This window comes from Rossellomorea aquimaris, from assembly GCF_000935355.1.
Lineage (GTDB): Bacteria > Bacillota > Bacilli > Bacillales > Bacillaceae_B > Rossellomorea > Rossellomorea aquimaris_B.
On sequence record NZ_JXZC01000001.1, the window covers coordinates 1,306,738 to 1,326,713 of the forward strand.

Genomic DNA, 19,976 nt, shown 5'->3' on the forward strand with positions numbered 1-19,976 from the left:
TCAACCTTTTTCATTTTTTATCTATCGCAATGAATTATAGATGGTAGAAAACCGCGTAGCATGTTCCATTTCATCTGTCATGGCAATAAACAGGGGCTTATATGCTTGTTGATTCGGAATCTCCATCAGCATGTCCCGGTAGAATTCTGCTGCCTCAAGTTCATCCTTCAGTGCCCGCAGGACTCCTTCTTTAAAAGTAGTAAACCCCACCTTCTCTTTCTTATGCTCGTAATACTCTCCCGTTAATAAATAATGGAGGTATTGAAACATTTCATAATGCTCTTTTTCATCCTTCTGGGCATGATCGATAAACTCTACATATAATGGATTATTCGTCCGTCCTTTTAATTCTTTATAAAAATAATAGGCTGTCCATTCATCGCTGATCGCCTTTTGCAAATCACGAATAAACGAATTCATTCTTCGTCCCTCCCCTATCTCTTCAGTAAATTCTATTAGAGGAGAATTCCATTTATGATACATTTAACGACCAATCCTACACACCTTGGTTTAAAACGTTTACAATAATGATGGAGGTGATGAACAATGATCCAACATTTTCAATATAAAAATATGTTCGAAAATAAACAGCTGCCCGGCTGGACCTTTTCCTTTTATTTCAGCGGGTTGAAATACCAAGGGAATTACCATAAAGACGGCAGGGTTGAATGGACCGGTCCCACTCCACCAGTGGAGAAGGAAGAAATCCTTATAAAGCAAGTGCATGAACTAATGCTCTTCCATGTTTATGATTGATAAAATTCACATAATGCACATGAAATAATAAATTATTTTGTTCATCATGAATAACTTCAGCCCCCTTTCCAAAACTAAAGAAAGGAGGCTGATGAGCATGAAAAAGGATAATAAAGACGATCAATTCCTTCCTGATACGAATTATGAAGGAAAAGAAAAAGCATTTCTCGATGTTGACCGCTTCATCAACGAAGGAATGTCCGGAGGTTCCGTCCACATGAGGGAAAACACCACCAACATCGAAGAAGCGGTAGAAATCACGGACTATGAAGAGCCGCCAAAATAGAAAAGCGGAAGCGCCTCGTTCAGCCCCGACAAGCATAAGGCGGGCTTGCTGGAAAGGCGCTCTTTGCCTTTTTAGCAAGACTGACTTATGACCTCGAGGGGCTAGGCGCTGGAGCTGGACAAATAGAAAAGCGGAGGGGGCTTGCCCAGAGGCGACAAGCATAAGACGAGAATGCCGGAAAGGCGCTCTTTGCCTTTTTGGCATTCTTGGCTTATGACCTCGAGCCTCTAGCCACCGGAGCTGGACAATAAAAAAAGCTGCCAAAAAGGATCTTGATCCTTCGGCAGCTTTTTACTATTTATCGACTTCTGACAAGCATATTGACCGCTTCTTGAATGGCATCTTCTGCATTGATGCCTTCTTCTTCTGATTCGCGTATGCAAGCTTCCAGGTTTTTGGCTACAATGAGGCCGATTGTACGGTCTACGGCAGTACGTACGGCAGATAACTGAGTCACAACATCTTTGCAATGTTTTTCCTCTTCCATCATTTTCAAAACGCCGCGGACTTGTCCTTCAAGACGCTTCATTCGATTCGTAACTTCTTTATTATATTCCATTTTGGACACCTCATAATGATTTATTCATTCTACAATAGTATTAAAATTAGTGAATTTTTGCAATCATGCACCCTTTGATTACTCGAACTATTTCAGTACAATATCATTATAACCTTTTTTACTATAATAATGAACAAAGAGGGATGACATGTTTACACCTTTACGTAAAAAATATCCTGCTGCAATTATTCAAGATCATTATCCAATCAACCTCGAAGCGACAAAGATTTGGTTTACAAATGATGCGGCTGATGAATACATAGGGATTGATAAAAGCGAGATCACTCAAGGGGAAATGGAGTTATTGCATTGCTTGTTCAAAGAGATTAAGAACCCATCTGGCCCCGGCAATGATTCTCCCCAATCTATGGAATGGTTCTCCTTTTTATTTAAGAACGGGCCATTCCCTTCAAATATAGCAGGAGAATTCCGTATCATTCAATTCTCCATGAAGGAAAGCTTGGACCAGCTTCTATTAAAAGAGGCGTTTCAACATCTTTTACCTCTCAACACGACTCTGGTATTACTAGATGACAATATGGGGTTACTCATAGAAGAGAAAAATGAATGGAATATGGATGAAGAGCAATTGCTGTCGATTTCACATGTGATTGAGTCGGACTTCTTTGTCAGTCTTTCATTTTTCATAGGTCAATTTCAAGTAATTGATTCATATTTCCCTCTCACTTTTAAATATGAGCAGGAGTTGTTTTCATTTTCCAGGACGGTTCAGAAGCAGTCATTTATTCAAACCGTAGTGACGGTGCTGCCTGCATTCACCCTGCATCATTTACCTCAGGAGTGGAGAACACAGTTATTCTCGAAGGTTGCCGAAATCTTCAGGGAGGATGCTGAACTGATTTATACCGTAAAAGCTTTTCTCGAGAATCAATCAAATATCAGTCAAACAGCCAAGAAATTATTCATGCACCGAAACAGCGTCCAGTATCGAATTGATAAGTTTATTGAAAAGACCAATATTGATATTAAAACGTTTCAAGGCGGTATATTGGCTTATTTCGCCTGCTTGAACTTTCAATCTGACAACCTGCCTAAAAAGGATTAAGGAACTTTGTGCAGGTTGACCATATCGTTTTGAATCCGCTTTCTCTACAATGAATCTATAGATGAAAACGATTGCATTTCAAGGAGGAGAAAGAAGATGGCTGAATTAAAATTAGATCACATCCACAAAATTTATGATGGGAAGGTAACGGCAGTAAATGACTTTAACCTTCACATTCAAGATAAAGAATTTATCGTATTTGTTGGACCATCGGGCTGCGGAAAATCAACTACTCTGCGAATGATTGCAGGACTTGAAGAAATTTCAAAAGGAGATTTCTCCATTGACGGGAAACGCGTGAACGATGTAGCGCCAAAAGACCGTGACATCGCCATGGTTTTCCAGAACTATGCACTTTATCCACATATGAGCGTATATGATAATATGGCATTTGGTCTTAAATTACGTAAGTTCGATAAACAGGAAATTGACCGTCGTGTTCAAGAGGCGGCTAAGATCCTTGGCCTTGAAGCACTGCTTGATCGTAAACCGAAAGCATTATCAGGCGGTCAGCGTCAGCGTGTAGCACTTGGCCGTGCCATCGTCCGTGATGCGAAAGTGTTCTTAATGGATGAGCCATTATCCAATCTTGATGCTAAGCTTCGTGTGCAAATGCGTGCTGAAATCGCCAAGCTTCACCAACGTTTACAAACTACAACAATCTACGTAACACATGATCAGACAGAAGCAATGACAATGGCAACACGTATCGTTGTCATGAAGGATGGGGTCATCCAACAGGTTGGTTCTCCAAAAGAAGTGTACGATAAGCCTGAAAATGTTTTCGTAGGCGGATTCATTGGATCACCTGCCATGAACTTCTTCCACGGATCCCTTGAAGAGGGGAAATTCGTTATCGGTAATGCTAAGGTATCAGTACCAGAAGGAAAAATGAAAGTGCTTCGCGAACAAGGGCATGTAGGCAAGAGCATTATTCTCGGAGTGCGTCCTGAAGATATTCATGATGAACCCCTGTTCTTAGATACTGCTGAAGGTGCCAAAATCATGGCGAAAATTGAAGTATCTGAATTAACGGGTGCTGAAACAATGCTTTACTCTCAATTAGAAGGACAAGAGTTTGTAGCACGCGTTGACTCCCGCACAGATATTGCGGCTGGTCAAACGATTGAACTGGCATTTGATATGAACAAAGCTCATTTCTTTGATTCAGAATCCGAGTCCAGAATTCGATAAAAATAAAAGAAAATGGCGCACCCTTACCGAGGGCGCGCCATTTTTATTAAAACTCCGTCAAATCTATGCTTTTGCCCTCTTCTTCACCACATCGTACACAAATAAACAGATGCAGACAAGTTTCCGAGCAGCTGCTATTCGGAATGCCATCGGCTAATTGTACATGCTGTATATCCATGTACGCACTATACTCATCGTAAAAATCATAATATCTTCCCTGATCCGTTGTAGAGTCCCCACATTTTTTGCAAAGCCCCCTATATTCAACGATTCCATTACATAATGCGCAAGCTTTCATGCTGTGTCACCATACTTTCAATCTAATCATTGTATAGTGTTATCCTTTTTACATTCATGATGATTTATGTAGAAAACTTATAGGTAACTAACAGGAATAAATTCCCTGTCCCTACGTTGAATATAATTCCCCGGAAAAACCATAATACCTAGTAACAAGGCAGCAACAAGCCTTCTTACACCCAACTCGATGGGTTACACCATACTAAAGATGGTCGCTCATGGAATAGCGGGCTGGTGCAAGTCCAGCTAACCCAACCAAAAAAACTTATACATTTTAAGGAGATGACAGATTATGCAACAGCAACAATCTCGCAGCAATTCATCTAACCAATTAGTAGCTCCAGGAGCTCAACAAGCAATCGACCAAATGAAGTACGAAATCGCTTCTGAATTTGGTGTACAATTAGGGCCAGATGCAACAGCTCGTGCTAACGGTTCTGTAGGTGGAGAAATCACAAAACGCCTAGTTCAAATGGCTGAACAACAAATCGGTGGCGGGTACCAAAAATAATTAGCAATTTCATATGAATGGATCAAGCCCCCGGTTTTTGGCCGGGGGTTTTAAATATGTCAGTCAGGCACTATAAAGAAGAACTGGCCCAGAGCCAGTTCTTCCTGTCACTTATTATGGACCATGTTCGCGGGATCAATCCACTCGTCATATTGCTCTTCTGTTAAGTAGCCTGATTTTATGGCTGCTTCTTTTAGTGTAGAGCCATCATTATGAGCGTTCTTGGCAATTTCAGCAGCTTTTTCATACCCGATATGAGGATTTAATGCGGTTACAAGCATAAGAGACCGTTGAACAAAGTCTTCTATTACCTCTAGGTTCGCTTCTAGTCCCTTCACACATTTGTCGTTGAAAGACTTTATTCCATCTGCCAGCAATCGTACGGATTGCAGCATGTTATAGATGATGACAGGTTTAAATACATTCAGTTCGAAGTTTCCTTGACTGGCGGCAAATCCAATGGCTGCGTCGTTTCCAAAGACTTGGGTCGCGACCATCGTAACGGCCTCACTTTGTGTCGGATTGACCTTCCCCGGCATGATGGAGCTGCCCGGTTCATTGGCAGGTATAGTGATTTCACCGATACCGCTCCGGGGACCGCTTGCTAACCACCTTACATCATTCGCTATTTTCATAAGATCCGCAGCCAGGGCTTTTACAGCACCATGTACGTACACGATTTCATCATGGGACGTTAGGGCATGAAACTTATTATCCGATGAGAGAAACTTGATTCCTGTTTGATTTTCTAATTGTCTTGCCACACTGTCACCGAATTCGGGATGCGCGTTGATACCTGTCCCTACCGCCGTTCCCCCGATAGCCAGATTGACTAATCGATGAACGCTTTCTCTTAACATACTATAAGACCTTTCCATCATTGCCCTCCATCCGCTGATTTCCTGTCCCAGCGTCAATGGCGTTGCATCTTGAAGATGGGTGCGACCTATTTTGATGATGTTTTGAAATTGCTTTTCTTTTTCTTTCAATGTCAAAGTGAATTCCTGAAGGATCGGAAAAAGCTTTGTTTCGATTTCCTGATATGCTGCGATGTGCATAGCTGTCGGGAATGTATCATTGGAACTTTGTGACATGTTCACATCATCGTTGGGGTGGACTTGTTCATCCACACCATTTTCTCCAAGGATTTCATTCGCACGATAGGCAATTACTTCATTTACATTCATATTGGATTGAGTACCGCTACCTGTCTGCCATACGACAAGGGGGAAATGATCATCCCATGTTCCTTCCAGTATTTCATCACATGCTGTACTGATTGCTTGCCGCTTCGCTTCTGAAAGCTTTCCAAGTGAATGGTTAACAACCGCAGCCGCCTTCTTCAGGTGTGCAAAGGCATATGTAACCTCAATGGGCATCTTCTCTGTACCGATCTGAAAGTTTTCTTTACTCCGCTGAGTCTGGGCACCCCAATATTTCTCTTTTGGCACCTTCATTTCTCCGATTGTGTCACGCTCAATACGATATTCCATTCTGGTTCCTCCCTTGTTTTATTCTTATTATTACCATATTTCCACTAATCCCCGTGAACTAACCTTTTTCTGAGAAGTTTATTAAAGACTCATCAATTTATTCTTTAAATCGTAACGTTAAGGTGTTTTTTCATGAACATAAAAAAGATGAATGAGCAGTTTTCTCATTCATCTTTTTTACTCTATTGTATTAAATTAAGGAATTGTTTCGTACGTTCGTTCGTAGGGTTTTCAAAGACTTCATATGGCGTTCCCTCTTCTACGATATATCCTCCATCCATGAAAATGACCTTATCGGCCGCTTCTTTCGCGAATCTCATTTCGTGAGTAACGACAACCATGGTCATCCCTTCTTCGGCAAGATCCTTCATGACCTTCAGAACTTCTCCAACCAGTTCAGGATCGAGTGCTGAGGTGGGTTCATCGAAAAGCATGACTTCAGGTTCGATAGCAAGTGCTCTGGCGATTCCTACCCTTTGCTGCTGTCCACCTGAAAGCTGGAATGGGTAGTAGTCAACTTTGTCACCCAATCCTACTTTTTCAAGCAGTCTGATGGCTTTTTCCCTTGTTTCAGACTTATTGCGCCTCTGTACAATAGTCGGTCCTTCCATGACGTTTTCCAGGGCTGTCATATGAGGGAACAGATTGTAGTTTTGGAACACCATCCCTGTCTTTCTTCTTAGTTTAATAAGCGCTTGCTTGGATACTTTTTTATTGAAATCAACGGAGGTTCCGCCTATTGAAACGGTTCCGTCATTAGGTATTTCGAGGGCATTCAAACAACGCAGGAAGGTTGTTTTCCCTGAACCTGAAGGGCCTATCAGGACGATTACCTGTCCTTTATTCACCTCTACATTCATTCCCTTTAACACTTCTAATTGATCAAATCGTTTCGTTAATCCTTTGATGGAAATCATATTCAATCCCCTTTAATTTGTTGCGGCATATAATCACTTGGCAATATATCGATCCAGTCGTGTCTCGATACGGCCTTGAATGATGGATAAGATAAAGCAAATGATCCAGTACAAGAGTGCGGCTTCCATATACATAAGCAGGAACTCATAGTTGGTCGCAGCAATCTCCTGTGCTTTTCTGAACATTTCTGTTACAAGAATCAATGAAGCCAGCGACGTGTCCTTCACCAGGCTGATGAATGAATTCGATAACGGCGGGATGGAAACCCGGGTAGCCTGAGGCAGGATGATTCTCTTTAAAGCCTGTGAATACGTCATACCGATGGAATAGCCTGCTTCCCATTGGCCCTTGGGAATGGATTGAATCGCTGCACGGACGATTTCAGAGGAGTAGGCACCTTTATTTAATGAGAAAGCAATGATGGCAGACGGGAACGGATCAAACTTTATTCCAAGTGTCGGTAATCCGTAGAAAATAATGAACAATTGAACAAGTAATGGTGTTCCCCTAATGGCAGATACATAAAATCGGGCAATACCCCTTAAAATCTTTACATTGGACAATCGGGCAAGGGCAGTAAGGACGGCCAGGATCATTCCTAAAGCAAAAGAAATCAGCGTCAGAGGGATAGAATAATACAAAGCCCCCTCTAGCATTGGAAGCAGGGAGCTTTGTAAAATATCAATCATTGCTTCAGGGTCCTGGTAGATACTACTTAGGAGATACATCTTCTCCGAACCATTTCTCAGAAATCTCTTTGTACGTACCGTCTTCCTTCATTTCCTCTAACGCTTTGTTTACTTCTTCTACTAACTTGTCGTTTCCTTTACGGAACATAAGACCGCTTTGTCCTGCATCTTCAGCTTCAGCGGCAATTTTGACATTCGCTTTCGGCTGTTTCTTTAAATAGTCAAGAATTGAAATTTTATCGTTTACAGTTACATCTACTCTGCCTTGTTCAAGCAGTTGGATAGATTGTGCCAAACCTTCAACAGGTTGAATTTCCGCTCCATTTTTTTCAGCGATATCTCTATAGTTACTTGTCAGAGATTGAGCAGAAGTCAATCCTTTAATATCTTCAAATGTCTTCACATCGTTATTGTCTTTGGATACAACCACTACTGCACTCGATTCAATATATGGTGTTGAGAAATCATATTTCTCCTGGCGATCTTCACGGATTCCCACTTGGTTTGCGATCATATCAAAACGTTTGGAGTTCAACCCTTCAAACATCGCGTCCCATTGTGTTTCCTGGAATTTCGCTTCAACGCCAAGGCGCTTTGCTACTTCACGGGCAATCTCTACATCAAATCCAGTCAGTTCCCCGGATTCGTCATGGAATGTGAAAGGAGGATATGTACCTTCCGTACCAACAAGTAATTCGCCTTCTTCCATGACTTGATCATAAAGTGATGTTTTAGAGTCTTCTTTAGAATCACCACTTGAACCTTCTTTATCTTTAGATTGACCACACGCAGCTAATACCATGGATAAGGCGATTAGCATGATGATGGATAATTTCCACTTTTTCATCGTAAAACCCCCACTATTCTTATCGGATTTAAATTCGTTACGATTGTCATCATAAAACGTTCCAGGAAATAAGTCAACATAAAAGTTTTCATTTCGAGATTTTTCTTCTCCCCTTCTAGTATGTATCCCTGAATACACAATCATGTAAAAATTCCCGATTATGAGATACACTATTTTTTAAGGAAACGGGAGGTAATAATGATGAAAATAGCTATATTCGGTAGTACGGGTCGGGTGGGGTCCGTCGTCTTTCAACAAGCTATGTCAAAATATGAAGTAAATCGTTTAGTGCGCAGGGGAAGTGAAATAGACCCTTTAGGCACGGAAATTGTAGGTGATGTATTGAACGAAGAAGACGTGATGAAGACCATCGAGGGCTCTGATGCAGTGATTAGCTGCCTGAATACAGATAAAGATGACGTCCTCTCAAGAAGTATGCCGATTCTGTTAAAAGCCATGAGATGTCATGGAGTGAAACGGATCATCATCTGTGGTACGGCAGGCATCCTCCAGGCACGGAAGGATTCAAGCCTCTACCGCTTTCAGTCAAATGAATCGAAACGCAGGAGCACGACAGCTGCAGAAGACCATCTACGGGCCTTTTTAATGCTTCAGGCATCGGAAATGGATTGGACCGTCGTTTGTCCGACTTATTTGCCCGATGGAGAAAGGTTGGGGAATTACAGGACTGAGAGAGATGTTCTTCCCGAAGGTGGAAAAAGCATTTCCATGTATGACACCGGGGATTTTATATTCCAACAGCTTGAAGACGACTCCTATATAAGAAGCCGGGTCGGATTATGTTATTGAGTTCGTGGGACTTAAATGGAGAAAAAAAGGGACAGTAATCTGTCCCGATGTCCCATTTATTTAAAGATGGTAGAAATAATTTCGTCGGTGGTCATCCCACTTTCGACTTCAAAGGTACCTGGGCGTAAATCGTTCTCAAGACCACGATTTTCCACTTCTTTGTAGAAGTCCAAACCACTTTTGATGATGTTGGCTTTCTCCAGGGCATTTCCGACGTCGATACTTGTCATACCCGAAGAAACGGTGAGCATCGTTTTGAATATAACCTTACCGTCGGTGTTTTCGTCTTGTTTGTCTGCCTCTTTCTCTTCCTGCTTCTCGTTCATGGCTTCAAGCTGCTTGTTCCATTCATCTTCAGTATGTATAACAAAGCCGTTGGATGTAAGTTGTTTTACCATTTCTTCTTCAGTAAGTTTCTCCGTTTTAACGGCTTCCACTTTCCCTGTGCTTTCGGCTTCAGAAGGACCAAACATATAAACAGACCCAATTACTGTGGTTGCAATTAATAGACCTGCAGCAAAACTGCGCAATGAATTAGGTGTCACTCTCATTGTGCTACTAAGCCCCTTTCAGCTTTTTGGGACATAAATGGCGCAAGCAGATGTTCTACTTCATTAGGGTTGAGCTTTGTTTTTCCTGCTATGCTCTCAATAGAATAGCCCCTTTTATACAAATCAAGCATCTCACGCAGCAGGGTGCGTTCCTCAGATGCCGCAGGTGCAACCCCCGCCTGCTGGGCTGTAATTTCTGCATCTAATTGAATATTTCGTAACTGCTTCTCCAGTTCATGAACCTCATTCAATACAGAAATCGATACATGCTCTATCTGTTGCTCAAGCTGCGAGTTGGTTTGTGTCGTTTTAATAAACGATAAAATGAGCAGCACAACTGCTGTCCCAAATAAAATGGCGATTGCCCATCCCATCATAGGATCCTCCCTTTATGAAACTTTTTTATCAATTAAATTATACATTGATAAAGGGAGAAATTCGATTTAAAACGACAAAATCCCACGAAAGTCCTGTTTTCTTAACAGGAAATAGTATTTTCCCTTGAATGACAGGGTCTAATTGGTGATCATTTTTTCGTTTTTCTACCAATAAGAGTCCGTTTTTATTCATAAACACATAATTTATTTGTCTTCAGTAGGATTTTCATCTATCTCCGGGGATCTGCAACCTCATATCAACAGGATATTTTCAACTTTGAGAAGTTTATTTTCAATTTTGGGATTTTATTTTCAAAACGCACTTCCTAACCCTTATATGACTCCTCAGACTCCATCACAAACATTTCACTCTTCACACCTTCCACGGATACCGATATCTTCTGCTCCCCATCCCCTTTCCTGTTTCTCTTCAATCTCGTTTTGTCTCCCAACAATACCCGTTGAAGCGAGGTTGCCATGAGATTATAGGAAAGCACAGTGAAGGAGAGTGCAATAAGGGGCACAAACAGGATCCACGGGGCCACCATCAGTTCAAAGTAGGCTTTTCCGATATTACCGGCCCATTCATTGGAAAGAGAAAACAATCGTGTTACTCCCATCATGATTTCCCTCTCTACCGCACCTCCCAGAAAAATCTCAAGAAAGCCAAGATGAGCGAATAATATCAGTACCGCCACATTTCGCTGAAAAAACAACAGGATCAGACGAGGGAATAAATTTCTTAGAACATGCCTCCGATACAAGGATAAGCCACTTGCTCCAAGCGTTCTGGCACTCAGGACAAACTCTTCCTGGAGCACTTTCTTGATCTCTTTGGATAGGACTACAATCAATGGCGGAATGCCGATCAGCGTCAGGATAAAGATCTGAATACTTAACACTTCCACAAATGCCTTTTCCGGTTCATCGATGACGAAACTGATTGGTGAAAGGAGCATGAAGGCGATGACAGCCATGGGGATATAGACCATGGACTCTACCAACTCTTCAAATACCCTCTGGACTTTTTTAAAGAAGTTTATAAAAAGCACCGATAATGAGAAAGCCAGTATCACTTGAAGAAGGCTGATGATCAATCCAATGACAATGGTAAACTTGGCCCCCTGAATCACATATGACCACAAGGGAAGCCCTAATCGATCGGAACCGAACGGTGGCAGCTCAGCCGGCGTGAACGGAGGTCCTACTGTTTCGCCGTTATGCTTAAAGAAACTATACATCTTCACCTTTTCTTCTATAAATGGTTCGTATAAAAAACTCAGAGCCAGCAGTCCAGTAATGAAAAGAAATCCAATCAGAAACTGTGGCTGCTTCCAGAGATCTTTAAGCATAGGTCCCGTCCTCCTTTAATCCGATGCTCTTCTTCATTCGCATCTCAATCAGAGTAAAGACCAAAAAGAAGGGCAGGAATATGACCGTGGAAATAATCACGAATGTAAATCCACTCGACCAAATCAATAAATCCATGATTCCCCTCATATTGAACAATCTTTCTAAAATAAACAGATTGGATAACATAAAGGAGAAAATGATTTTGGATCGGTAGAATAAGCTGTAGACTACGTTTCTGAAACCGTGGGTCACTGACACTTGAAACGCATTGAGACCTTTTCCCCTGGCGAGCTCTATGTACGGTTTCTGGTCTTCCTCTTTCAAAAGGAGGACGATGGTTTTAATTAAAAATACGGTCGGCACAATCGTTAAACAGGTCACCGGCAACAGGTATAATTCTTCATCCGTCATGGCGATATCCCCTATTAACACACCGGTATGACGAAAATACATCACTACAGCCAGTTGTATTCCTATGATGATGAATACATCGGGAAGCGATTCGAGGATATTCACCAGACTTAAGAATGCACGTTGCACCCATTTAGAAGAAAGAGAGATGAATAGACTTACAAAAAATGAGATGACCACCGACAACCCCAGTGAAAATAAGAATACCTTCATGGAGTAGAAATAACGTTCCGCCAGAATATCCTGAAGTGGATACTCTTTACCTAATACAAACAACATCCACTGATCTTGTTGGAAGATCTGTGTGATTATGTAATAAATTCCTAGGAAATACTCTTTCGGATAAAAGCCAAATGAATTCCCCTCATCATTCATCATCAAATAATATAATTCAGCGTTTCCTCCTCCATAAAATAAAACGGGCAGCACGCTAATCAGGATAAAACCTATAATAATCAGCAGTAATTGACGAATTGCTTTCATGATTTCCTCCTTTTTATATCTGAGCATCTACTAACTCTTCTTGTCAGGACGACAAAAATCCTTTTTCTGGATAAAAAAACCCAAAAAGAAAAGGCATCCGACTGCGATCGTCAGATGCCTCCCTCTTATCCTGCCATATCACCTTTTGCCCCCTGCTGAAGCTGGTACATTTGATAATACCGTCCCATCCGCTTCATCAATTCGTCATGATTGCCCCGTTCGACGATTTGCCCTCGATCTAAAACAAGTATTTGATCGGCATTCTTAATCGTAGAAAGCCGATGAGCGATGATGAAGGTCGTTCTTCCCTTCTTCAGCACTTCCATCGCTTCCTGAATGATGGCTTCCGTCTCTGTATCAATACTCGACGTCGCTTCATCCAAAATCAGAATGGCCGGATTAAAGGCAAGGGCCCTTGCAAAGGAAATCAATTGACGCTGCCCTGAAGAAAGAGTGCTTCCTTTCTCGATCACGGGTTCGTCATAGCCTTTCTCAAGGTTTTTGAACACCTTTTCCGCACCAACGGCTTTGAGTGCCTCTTCCACCTGTTCCCTTGAAATCCTTGGGTCATCAAGACTTACGTTGGATGCGATTGTTCCTGTAAACAAATAAGGATCCTGTAAGACTATTCCCATATGCTCGCGAATCGTTTGATAGGGAATATCCACAATGTCTTTTCCGTCAATCAGGATTTTCCCTTCATTGGTATCGTAGAAACGGAATAATAGATTCATGATGGAGCTTTTCCCCGAACCTGTATGTCCTACCAGGGCAACCGTTTCGCCTTTGTTTGCGGTAAACGTGATATCCTTCAGCACATATTCATTTTCCTTGTATCCAAAGAATACATTCTCAAAGCTGACATTCCCGTCATATCGGTTCATTTTCTCATCTTCAACAGGAGTTCCCGTCTCCTCTAACAGTCGGAAAACCCGCTCACCTGCCACTAGTGCCTGTTCAAGGTTTGCAAGCTGATTCACGATTCCCGTCACCGGCTGGAACAAACGGTTGATGTAATCGACAAAGGCATAGAGTACGCCCAATGTCACCACCGATCCCACCCCGATGGATGCACCTCCGAAATACCATATGAATGCCACGAAGGTGATATTTCTTAACACCCCTACAAGGTTATGGGAGGTCATAGAATTCAAACTTAAAAGTTTGTTTTGATACTTGAAGTGTGTTTCGTTCAAGTCTTCGAATTCTTCGTTTGTTTTCTTCTCTCTGCTGAAAGCCTGAATGATGTTCATGCCCTGTATCGATTCATTGATCATGGCATTGATATCGCTCACTTTCGATCTGATGATGTGATTGTATTTAGACGCATAAATACGATACAGGTACGTCCACACAACCAGAATCGGGATCAGGATCAAGCAGATGGCCGCCAGTTTTGCATCCAGTATAAAGAGTGCGATGTAAATTCCAATAATGTAAATCGTACTGGAGAAGAAAGTAGATAGAACTGTTACATACAGGTCTCTGATCGCTTCTGTGTCGTTTGTGATCCTCGCTACGACCTTCCCTGCCGGCAGATTGTCAAAATAACGGATCGGCAGCTTCTGGATATGCTGAAACACATCATTACGCATTTTCTGAATCACACGGTTAGCAGCCTTCTGAAGGTAGAATCGCTGACCGTATTGGAAAAAGGCGGCGATCACCAATAAACCGAAATAAAAAGCAATCAATTTGATAATCTTCGGGATTTCCGGATTATAAAAACGCAGCAGCTCGTTCCCCGTCAGTTTTTGGGCGGGATAGGTTGCTGACTCATCCCCTTTTGTAATGGTCATTTCCCCTGCAGTGACAGATCGTTCTCCATCAAAGGAGACGGCAGAAGGAACGAAATAAAATGCTCTTCCCACTTGGAGAATACGGATGTCTTCCCCTTTGGTCTCCCCGCCAGAGAAATACTGATCACGCTTATACCATTTGCCCTCATAGGAAACAGCTTCTTTTCCCTCCACTGTTTCATACCAGGTTGATTCTATTCCAAGAATATGATCATCGATCAGTTTTTTTGCAATGAAAGGTCCTGCAAGTTCCGCCGCTACTGACACACTAAGCATCAGGAGGGCAGCAATAATGATTTTTTTGTAAACAAGGGCATAATCGACTAGTTTTCTTCCGACGTTCATGCGCCCACCTCCTCCAGTGAGGAATCTTCAACTTGTTGACGGTCGAATTGTTCTTTATACCAACCACCGTTTTCAAGGAGTCGTTCATGTACCCCTTCTTCTACCACTTTTCCATCTTCAAATACGATGATCCAATCTGCATGCTGGACCGCCGAAAGACGATGAGTCGTAATAATCGTTGTTTTTCCTTCACGTTCTTTTCTTATATTGTCAATGATCTTCGCTTCTGTTTTCGCATCCACTGCCGACAACGAATCATCCAGGATCAAGATTTCGGGATTCTTGATCAGTGCCCTGGCAATCGAAATCCGCTGCTTCTGACCGCCTGAAAGGGCCACACCTTTTTCGCCTACAAGAGTGGTCAATCCATCTGGAAGCATTTCAAGGTCTTTTTTAAAATCAGCAAGTTCAATGGCTTTTTCAAGATCTTGCTCGGTCGCATCATGTCTGCCGAACAGAATATTTTCTCTAACGGTCCTTGAAAAAAGGACATGATCCTGGGGCACGTAACCGATCCAATCCCTAACTTGCTGGATAGTCAATTCACTGATTGGGACCCCTCCCAAGGACAAATCTCCTTTTCCGGAAGGGTATTCACGGAGGAGCTGCTTGATAAAGGTTGTTTTCCCACTTCCGGTCTTCCCGACGATTCCAAGAGTTCCTCCTTGATGGATATTCACGTTGATATTGGACAGATTCAACACCTGTGAGGAGGGATATTGAAAGTCAACTTCCTTAAATCCTATACGATCAGGAGAATCTATCCATCGAGGGTTATCAGAATCCTGGACGTCCTGTACATAATCGAGAGTCTCCTGAACCCGGTCAAGTGAGGCATTCCCGCGCTGCATGATATTGATCAACTCCCCAATCGCAAACATCGGCCAAATCAGCATCCCGAGATACACATTAAAGGAAACAAGCTCTCCCAATGTGATCGATTGGTGGAACACAAGATATGCTCCATAACCAAGTCCGATTAAATAGCTCAACCCTACAAGGACTTTGATTGTTGGTTCAAAGAGGGAATCGATCTTTGCCACACCGATATTCTTGTTATAGACGTCTTCAGTCATATCAGCGAAACGCTTCTCATCCGCTCTTTCCTGTACATACGCACGAATGACACGTACACCTGCAATCGACTCGAGCACTTTATCATTCAAGTCACCGAACGAATCCTGAGCTTCCGTGAATCGCTTATGAATTCTCGCACCGTAAACCTTCATCAACATGGCCATGATCGGCAAAGGCAGTATAGCCGCTATGGTCAGTTTCCAACTGATAAGGAACCCCATTGTAAAAAGGATCGTTAACATAAAGACACTGGAATCGATTAGGGTCAATACTCCGAAACCGGCTGTGACCGAGATGGCCTTCAGGTCATTCGTTGCCCTTGCCATTAAATCTCCCGTACGATTTTTCTCAAAAAACGTCGGTGTCATCTTTAACAAATGTCCCATAAATTTACTGCGGAGCTTCCGTTCAACCAGAAAAGCCCCCCCAAATAATTGATACATCCATACATACGTCATTGCGTACGAAATGAAAGCGATCCCGGCGATCAGCCACAGATATTCCCCTACGACATCCCACGTCATCGCACCCAGGTGAATGTCATCAATGGCATTTCCTACAAGCTTAGGGGGAATCACATCTAGGATTCCGACAATCGTCAATAGAACGATCGCCACCGTATATCTCTTCCAATTTTCAATAAAAAACCACGATAATTTCTTAAAAATACTAAACATTCCACATTACCTCCTCTTGTTGAACTTTCCCAACTATCCGCCTTCTGTCTCCACAGCAGACATCATCTTCTTCATTTGAACAATTGACATAATCTTTTCCTCCTTCTGAAATTAGGTTCTTATATGTGATCAAGGATGGTCCTTGGGTACACCTAAACGAAAAAAAAAGACCGACGCCTAAGGCTTTTAACACCAGATCTGATAGGGATTCCATTAAATACCTACCAATCTGTTGCGCCTTAAAAACGTCCGTCTTTATTTTAGGACATAGAAAAGCACAGATTATATGCATAACCTGTGCCATTAATATTCGTAATTCAGAATGGTTAATGTAACTGGTTATGTGATGATATGAAATTGGTATTGAAGACTGCCGGTACTCCATGAATTGTATACACTTTCATCATCACAAACCCTCCATTCATTTTTATTATTTATTCCATTAATAACCATACTATATGCTTGAAATTGTGTCAATATTATTTTTATTATTAATTTTCTATATACTATATGTGATAACACTACATTAGTTAACCAACGTTGTTCCATGCTTTTGTCATTTATTCAACGACGACAGCCGTTCCGTAAGCAATAATCTCTGAAGCGTTCTGCATGACGGCGGAGGTTTCTAAACGAACGGCAATAACGGCATTTGCACCTTTTCGTGAAGCTTCTTCCATCATACGATCAATCGCTTGTTTTCTTGCTTCCTCCATCAACTCACTGTACTCGCTTATCTCTCCACCAATAATGGTTTTAAGACCGGCAATAATGTCTTTACCAATATGCTTGGCTTGTACGGTACTTCCCCTTACAAATCCTCGTAATTCTTTTACTTCTTTACCTGGTACAAAATCGGTTGTCACTATAATCATGATTCTCTCTCCCCTGCCTTGAATTTTCTCAACATCTTCTTTGCAAATATGAAATAAAAGATAAGTGGAAATGGGCACTGTATCAATCCCCAGATTCCCCAGAACCAATAGTTATGCCCGTTCTTCCGGGCATCGATAAACAGGTAAATACTTTGAGTCAAAAGGATCGGGATGACAAGGGGTAAAATATAGAGTTCTTCTTTTGTCATATCCTTTTCACCTTTTTCGTATGCGTTATGCCGATAAAAATCGATGCTCCCAAAAAGATGGCCACTTGAAGGAGAAGAAATAGAATGGGCATTTGAAATAACGTAAAGGAAAACACAGTCAAGATACAACAGGCCAGAAGAAGAAAGATGATGAGATCTCGTTTAAACCTGGCTTTCAGCTGTGCTTGCTGATCCTCTACTAATTGCTCAAACCACTGCAGGGATGGGGTGCTTTCATTTATGTCTTCATCAATTGACTGAAATCCGTCCTCCAGTAATTTCTTTAATTCATCGTTATGTTCCTGATGGTTGTTCATCTATTTTCAACTCCTTCCTCAGCCGGATGATCCCATGATGAACCCGTGATTTCACTGTCCCAGGCGCCACTTCCGTCATTTGACCAATCTCCTCATAGGAATAACCGTAGTAATGTTTCAGGATGATAGGAAGCCTGATATCTTCTGATAGTGTGGACAAGGCTGCCAGCACATCATTCCATTCTTCATTCCTTGACTCCATCTCCCACTTTAATTTTCTACCATAGACTTCTTCATTCTGCCAATTCTGTTCTCTTTTCTTTTTACGCTGCAGATCAATATACCGATTGGTTGCAATGGAAATCAGCCATGATGAGAACTTTGATTTCCCATTGTATTGATGAATCTTCTCTACACATTTTGCCATTGTATCCTGTGCAAGCTCTTCTGCCTGATCCCGATTCATTGTCACTTTCATTAAGTATTTCACTAAAAAAGGATAATGTTCTCGAAAAAGAATGGCAAAGGCTTCGTGATTCCCTTTTTTCGCCCGTTTGATCAGATCTCTCTCTTCCATCCTTTACTGTCCTTTCTTTCCACTCCAGCCTGCAGAGTTCATTCATAAGACGCACAAGAAGAAAAATCGTTCATAAAATCATTATAGTTTTTTTGAAATAAAAATATCCCTCTATAAATAGTCCTTTCCTATCCATAGAGGGAATCTCACTTAGCCATTCAGAGCAGCAGGCTGAGCTTCATTTTCTTCTTTCACATATTTAGGAAGAATGATGGTGTAGAAGATACCCACTATGATGAGACATCCTCCAACGAGCCAGTAGAGCATTTCAACGGTTACGACGGTCGGAAATGTCAAAGCAATCACTCCCAGGGTAATCGATTGTGACATCATCATTAGGGGATTGATCCATCCTTGCACCCTGCCCATCATTTTCGGATCAATGATGCTCGGCATCCATCCCCCTATAGCAATATTCACGAGGGGTAAGCCCAGCGCAGCGAAAAAGATGATCGTGAGGAATATCCAAGTCTCAGGTGCAAAAGATGCCGCGATGATGAACGTACCGGAAATAACCAGTCCTGCTACAATCAACACATGAAACTTGTACTTTTGAGCAAGCATCGAAGAGAATATACTCCCGATCAATACACCGGCACCGAATGCGACACCTAATAGAATCGAATATTCTTCATAAGACTCCGGGGCTAACTTATATTTCAATATAAAAATAGGAATGACCGAGAAGCCGCCGTTCACAATTCCAAATACGACAAATCCGCCAATTAAAGATAATAGCAGTTTGTGATTCAGGATATACTTCATCCCTGCTTTAAAGTCTTTTGTCACCGACTCAATGTTCAAGTCCTTCCACGTGTGCTTTCCGTTAGGAAGACGAACTTCTTCAGGGATGACGCATCTCTTGATTAAGATGGCCGAAATAACGAATGTAACAAAATCGACCGCTATGGCACCGTAGATCCCCGCCGTCCAATATACAAAGATGGCGACAGCATTTCCAAGTAACATAAACAAGCTCATCACCATCTGATTCAAGCCGGCGGCCGTTGAATAATCATCTTTTGAAAGCACACCTTGGAGTATCCCCTGTTCAGCAGGAAAGAAAAACTTCTGAACGCCGCTTCGTAAAAACAAGATCGTAAATATGAGGGGCAGCCAGCCAATGTAGATGGCCCCAAATAATAAAAGGGTAAGGAACGCGCTAATCGTATCACAGTGGTAGGCAATTTTCTGCCGGTCCATTCTGTCGGCGAATACTCCAACAAGAAAGAAGACTAGAAGAGTGGGTAAGGAGTACATCATTTCAGTCAGGGAAGCATACATGGGCTGCTCGGAAAACCGATCCAGTAGATAAAACATAAAGGCAGTCAAACCAATCACACTTCCCATATGCGAAGTGAAATTAGCAAAAAATAACTTTAGAAAAATTGGATTTTTAAAAATTTCAATCATTTTTTTCATGAATAACCGTCTCCTATCAATGATTAACTACCTTTATAGTATAGGGAATACCCGAAGAACATGAGGGTCTACTGGTGGTTTTTTCCTCCGTCTGTGGTCGGATGTGGAAGTGAAAGCCGGAAGTCTAGCAAGAA

General features: G+C 41.9%; 23 protein-coding genes. 6 read left to right on the top strand and 17 right to left on the bottom strand.

Annotated features, from left to right (window positions below):
- Positions 1-21 precede the first annotated feature (21 nt).
- Positions 22-420: a ferritin-like domain-containing protein gene (locus TV75_RS06515; protein WP_044337807.1), complete on the bottom strand. Its 399-nt coding sequence runs from the start codon at positions 418-420 to the stop codon at positions 22-24.
- 126 nt (positions 421-546) lie between these two features.
- On the opposite strand from TV75_RS06515, the gene TV75_RS06520 reads away from it, so the two are divergent.
- Positions 547-756 carry a YheE family protein gene (locus TV75_RS06520; protein WP_044337808.1) on the top strand — a complete coding sequence of 70 codons (210 nt, stop codon included), beginning with the start codon at positions 547-549 and terminating at the stop codon, positions 754-756.
- A 97-nt stretch (positions 757-853) separates the two neighbouring features.
- Positions 854-1,042, top strand: a complete 189-nt coding sequence (locus tag TV75_RS06525) for a hypothetical protein (protein ID WP_044337809.1) — start codon at positions 854-856, stop codon at positions 1,040-1,042.
- Positions 1,043-1,340: 298 nt separating this feature from the next.
- Here TV75_RS06525 and TV75_RS06530 read toward each other — a convergent pair whose 3' ends face one another.
- Positions 1,341-1,601 (bottom strand): metal-sensitive transcriptional regulator, encoded by a 261-nt coding sequence (locus TV75_RS06530; RefSeq protein ID WP_044337810.1) that lies wholly within the window; start codon positions 1,599-1,601, stop codon positions 1,341-1,343.
- 148 nt (positions 1,602-1,749) lie between these two features.
- Between TV75_RS06530 and TV75_RS06535 the strand changes: the two genes are divergently transcribed.
- The 3 genes from TV75_RS06535 to TV75_RS06550 all read left to right on the top strand — a co-directional run bounded on the left by TV75_RS06535 (position 1,750) and on the right by TV75_RS06550 (position 4,672).
- Positions 1,750-2,667 (top strand): PucR family transcriptional regulator, encoded by a 918-nt coding sequence (locus TV75_RS06535; protein ID WP_044337811.1) that lies wholly within the window; start codon positions 1,750-1,752, stop codon positions 2,665-2,667.
- Positions 2,668-2,763: 96 nt separating this feature from the next.
- A complete protein-coding gene (locus TV75_RS06540) occupies positions 2,764-3,861 on the top strand; it encodes an ABC transporter ATP-binding protein (protein WP_044337812.1) in 1,098 nt (365 codons plus the stop codon).
- A gap of 592 nt (positions 3,862-4,453) precedes the next feature.
- Complete coding sequence (locus TV75_RS06550) at positions 4,454-4,672, top strand: alpha/beta-type small acid-soluble spore protein (protein WP_034763234.1); 219 nt, start codon at positions 4,454-4,456, stop codon at positions 4,670-4,672.
- 107 nt (positions 4,673-4,779) lie between these two features.
- Here TV75_RS06550 and fumC read toward each other — a convergent pair whose 3' ends face one another.
- From fumC to TV75_RS06570, 4 genes are all read right to left on the bottom strand, one after another.
- On the bottom strand, positions 4,780-6,165 hold the full coding sequence (fumC, locus tag TV75_RS06555) for a class II fumarate hydratase (protein WP_044337814.1): 1,386 nt from the start codon (positions 6,163-6,165) through the stop codon (positions 4,780-4,782).
- Positions 6,166-6,347: 182 nt separating this feature from the next.
- Positions 6,348-7,082, bottom strand: a complete 735-nt coding sequence (locus tag TV75_RS06560) for an amino acid ABC transporter ATP-binding protein (RefSeq protein WP_044337815.1) — start codon at positions 7,080-7,082, stop codon at positions 6,348-6,350.
- Positions 7,083-7,115: 33 nt separating this feature from the next.
- A complete protein-coding gene (locus tag TV75_RS06565) occupies positions 7,116-7,811 on the bottom strand; it encodes an amino acid ABC transporter permease (protein ID WP_044337816.1) in 696 nt (231 codons plus the stop codon).
- Positions 7,795-8,619, bottom strand: a complete 825-nt coding sequence (locus TV75_RS06570; protein ID WP_044338049.1) for an amino acid ABC transporter substrate-binding protein — start codon at positions 8,617-8,619, stop codon at positions 7,795-7,797. Before TV75_RS06570 ends, TV75_RS06565 begins: the two co-directional genes overlap by 17 nt.
- A 201-nt stretch (positions 8,620-8,820) precedes the next feature.
- Here TV75_RS06570 and TV75_RS06575 point away from each other — a divergent pair, with 201 nt between their 5' ends.
- Positions 8,821-9,429 carry an NAD(P)-dependent oxidoreductase gene (locus TV75_RS06575; protein ID WP_044337817.1) on the top strand — a complete coding sequence of 203 codons (609 nt, stop codon included), beginning with the start codon at positions 8,821-8,823 and terminating at the stop codon, positions 9,427-9,429.
- Between the two features lie 56 nt (positions 9,430-9,485).
- On the opposite strand, the gene TV75_RS06580 is transcribed toward TV75_RS06575, so the two are convergent.
- The 11 genes from TV75_RS06580 to TV75_RS06635 form a co-directional block, all read right to left on the bottom strand.
- Positions 9,486-9,980, bottom strand: a complete 495-nt coding sequence (locus TV75_RS06580; RefSeq protein ID WP_253275473.1) for an endolytic transglycosylase MltG — start codon at positions 9,978-9,980, stop codon at positions 9,486-9,488.
- Entirely contained in the window at positions 9,977-10,357 is a 381-nt protein-coding gene (locus TV75_RS06585) for a hypothetical protein (protein ID WP_253275474.1), read from the bottom strand. The genes TV75_RS06580 and TV75_RS06585 overlap by 4 nt, the downstream gene beginning before the upstream one ends.
- A 326-nt stretch (positions 10,358-10,683) precedes the next feature.
- Positions 10,684-11,709 (bottom strand): ABC transporter permease subunit, encoded by a 1,026-nt coding sequence (locus TV75_RS06590; RefSeq protein ID WP_044337819.1) that lies wholly within the window; start codon positions 11,707-11,709, stop codon positions 10,684-10,686.
- Positions 11,702-12,604 carry an ABC transporter permease subunit gene (locus TV75_RS06595; protein WP_172655627.1) on the bottom strand — a complete coding sequence of 301 codons (903 nt, stop codon included), beginning with the start codon at positions 12,602-12,604 and terminating at the stop codon, positions 11,702-11,704. The genes TV75_RS06590 and TV75_RS06595 overlap by 8 nt, the downstream gene beginning before the upstream one ends.
- Positions 12,605-12,729: 125 nt before the next feature.
- A complete protein-coding gene (locus tag TV75_RS06600; protein ID WP_044337821.1) occupies positions 12,730-14,748 on the bottom strand; it encodes an ABC transporter ATP-binding protein in 2,019 nt (672 codons plus the stop codon).
- Positions 14,745-16,502, bottom strand: a complete 1,758-nt coding sequence (locus TV75_RS06605) for an ABC transporter ATP-binding protein (RefSeq protein WP_044337822.1) — start codon at positions 16,500-16,502, stop codon at positions 14,745-14,747. Before TV75_RS06605 ends, TV75_RS06600 begins: the two co-directional genes overlap by 4 nt.
- 560 nt (positions 16,503-17,062) lie before the next feature.
- Positions 17,063-17,377, bottom strand: a complete 315-nt coding sequence (locus tag TV75_RS06615) for a YbjQ family protein (RefSeq protein ID WP_044337824.1) — start codon at positions 17,375-17,377, stop codon at positions 17,063-17,065.
- Positions 17,374-17,586: a hypothetical protein gene (locus TV75_RS06620; protein ID WP_044337825.1), complete on the bottom strand. Its 213-nt coding sequence runs from the start codon at positions 17,584-17,586 to the stop codon at positions 17,374-17,376. The genes TV75_RS06615 and TV75_RS06620 overlap by 4 nt, the downstream gene beginning before the upstream one ends.
- The gene (locus TV75_RS06625) at positions 17,583-17,903 is read right to left on the bottom strand and encodes a YxlC family protein (RefSeq protein ID WP_044337826.1); all 321 of its coding nucleotides are present in this window, start codon (positions 17,901-17,903) and stop codon (positions 17,583-17,585) included. The genes TV75_RS06620 and TV75_RS06625 overlap by 4 nt, the downstream gene beginning before the upstream one ends.
- Entirely contained in the window at positions 17,881-18,420 is a 540-nt protein-coding gene (sigY, locus tag TV75_RS06630; protein ID WP_044337827.1) for an RNA polymerase sigma factor SigY, read from the bottom strand. Before sigY ends, TV75_RS06625 begins: the two co-directional genes overlap by 23 nt.
- 150 nt (positions 18,421-18,570) lie before the next feature.
- A complete protein-coding gene (locus tag TV75_RS06635; RefSeq protein WP_044337828.1) occupies positions 18,571-19,842 on the bottom strand; it encodes an MFS transporter in 1,272 nt (423 codons plus the stop codon).
- Positions 19,843-19,976 lie beyond the last annotated feature (134 nt).

Excerpts from the sequence above, each read along its gene's own strand:
- TV75_RS06550 (WP_034763234.1), top strand. The coding sequence starts at position 4,454 with ATGCAACAGCAACAATCTCGCAGCAATTCATCTAACCAATTAGTAGCT.
- TV75_RS06515 (WP_044337807.1), bottom strand. The coding sequence starts at position 420 with ATGAATTCGTTTATTCGTGATTTGCAAAAGGCGATCAGCGATGAATGG.
- TV75_RS06525 (WP_044337809.1), top strand. The coding sequence starts at position 854 with ATGAAAAAGGATAATAAAGACGATCAATTCCTTCCTGATACGAATTAT.
- TV75_RS06620 (WP_044337825.1), bottom strand. The coding sequence starts at position 17,586 with ATGACAAAAGAAGAACTCTATATTTTACCCCTTGTCATCCCGATCCTT.
- TV75_RS06520 (WP_044337808.1), top strand. The coding sequence starts at position 547 with ATGATCCAACATTTTCAATATAAAAATATGTTCGAAAATAAACAGCTG.
- TV75_RS06575 (WP_044337817.1), top strand. The coding sequence starts at position 8,821 with ATGAAAATAGCTATATTCGGTAGTACGGGTCGGGTGGGGTCCGTCGTC.
- TV75_RS06600 (WP_044337821.1), bottom strand. The coding sequence starts at position 14,748 with ATGAACGTCGGAAGAAAACTAGTCGATTATGCCCTTGTTTACAAAAAA.
- fumC (WP_044337814.1), bottom strand. The coding sequence starts at position 6,165 with ATGGAATATCGTATTGAGCGTGACACAATCGGAGAAATGAAGGTGCCA.
- TV75_RS06560 (WP_044337815.1), bottom strand. The coding sequence starts at position 7,082 with ATGATTTCCATCAAAGGATTAACGAAACGATTTGATCAATTAGAAGTG.
- TV75_RS06590 (WP_044337819.1), bottom strand. The coding sequence starts at position 11,709 with ATGCTTAAAGATCTCTGGAAGCAGCCACAGTTTCTGATTGGATTTCTT.
- TV75_RS06540 (WP_044337812.1), top strand. The coding sequence starts at position 2,764 with ATGGCTGAATTAAAATTAGATCACATCCACAAAATTTATGATGGGAAG.
- TV75_RS06635 (WP_044337828.1), bottom strand. The coding sequence starts at position 19,842 with ATGAAAAAAATGATTGAAATTTTTAAAAATCCAATTTTTCTAAAGTTA.
- TV75_RS06530 (WP_044337810.1), bottom strand. The coding sequence starts at position 1,601 with ATGGAATATAATAAAGAAGTTACGAATCGAATGAAGCGTCTTGAAGGA.
- TV75_RS06580 (WP_253275473.1), bottom strand. The coding sequence starts at position 9,980 with ATGAGAGTGACACCTAATTCATTGCGCAGTTTTGCTGCAGGTCTATTA.
- TV75_RS06535 (WP_044337811.1), top strand. The coding sequence starts at position 1,750 with ATGTTTACACCTTTACGTAAAAAATATCCTGCTGCAATTATTCAAGAT.
- TV75_RS06570 (WP_044338049.1), bottom strand. The coding sequence starts at position 8,619 with ATGAAAAAGTGGAAATTATCCATCATCATGCTAATCGCCTTATCCATG.
- TV75_RS06585 (WP_253275474.1), bottom strand. The coding sequence starts at position 10,357 with ATGATGGGATGGGCAATCGCCATTTTATTTGGGACAGCAGTTGTGCTG.
- TV75_RS06605 (WP_044337822.1), bottom strand. The coding sequence starts at position 16,502 with ATGTTTAGTATTTTTAAGAAATTATCGTGGTTTTTTATTGAAAATTGG.
- TV75_RS06595 (WP_172655627.1), bottom strand. The coding sequence starts at position 12,604 with ATGAAAGCAATTCGTCAATTACTGCTGATTATTATAGGTTTTATCCTG.
- sigY (WP_044337827.1), bottom strand. The coding sequence starts at position 18,420 with ATGGAAGAGAGAGATCTGATCAAACGGGCGAAAAAAGGGAATCACGAA.
- TV75_RS06625 (WP_044337826.1), bottom strand. The coding sequence starts at position 17,903 with ATGAACAACCATCAGGAACATAACGATGAATTAAAGAAATTACTGGAG.
- TV75_RS06565 (WP_044337816.1), bottom strand. The coding sequence starts at position 7,811 with ATGTATCTCCTAAGTAGTATCTACCAGGACCCTGAAGCAATGATTGAT.
- TV75_RS06615 (WP_044337824.1), bottom strand. The coding sequence starts at position 17,377 with ATGATTATAGTGACAACCGATTTTGTACCAGGTAAAGAAGTAAAAGAA.